1 protein-coding gene is annotated in these 629 nt (G+C 64.4%); it reads right to left on the bottom strand.

What is annotated here, in order from left to right; translation table 11 throughout:
• On the bottom strand, positions 1 to 629 hold a 629-nt coding region (locus N5C91_RS31850), incomplete at both ends, for an Ig-like domain-containing protein (protein WP_279834528.1).

Raw genomic sequence — 629 nt, 5'->3', positions numbered from 1 at the left:
TCGCCCGACAGGGTCGGGGTCGGATCGTCGGTCTCGCCGCCATTGGCAACCGGCCCCTGGATGCTGCCCACGTCGTCAAGGACTTCGTCGATGGTCGGTTTGTCCGGCGCGGTGGTGTCGACGCGGAAGTCGAAGTTCGACGAGCTGGCGTTGTTGCCGGCCTTGTCCAGTGCTTCGGCGTGGATGCTGTGCTCGCCTTCGGCCAGGTCCGTGGTCGGCTTGAAGCTCCAGTCACCCTTGGAGTCGGCGGTGGTGCTGCCCAGTTCGACGCTGCCGTCGAAGATCTTGACGATGGCGCCGGCCTTGGAGGTGCCCTGGATTTCCGGACGGGTGTCGTCGGTCACGCCATGCTGGGAGATGTCGCCAGTGATGCTGCCGACGTCGTCAATGATGTGGGTGATGCTCACGACCACATCGGCGGTGTCGACGATGACGTCCAGCTTGTCGCCCTGCCCGCTGCTGTTGCCAGCCGGGTCCAGCACTTCGGTGGTGAATTCGTGCGGGCCATCGTTGAGCGGTTTGGTCGGGGTGAATTCCCACTTGCCGTCGTCGTCGACGGCCGCGCTGCCAATCGGGGTGCCGTTGTCATAGATGATGACCTTGCCGTTGGGCTCGGCATCACCGCTGAA

It is taken from the genome of Pseudomonas sp. GD03903 (assembly GCF_029840045.1).
In the GTDB taxonomy this organism is placed as follows: Bacteria; Pseudomonadota; Gammaproteobacteria; order Pseudomonadales; family Pseudomonadaceae; genus Pseudomonas; species Pseudomonas pseudonitroreducens.
Note: the sequence above shows the minus strand (reverse complement) of the source record. Positions and strands in the feature narration are given on the sequence as shown.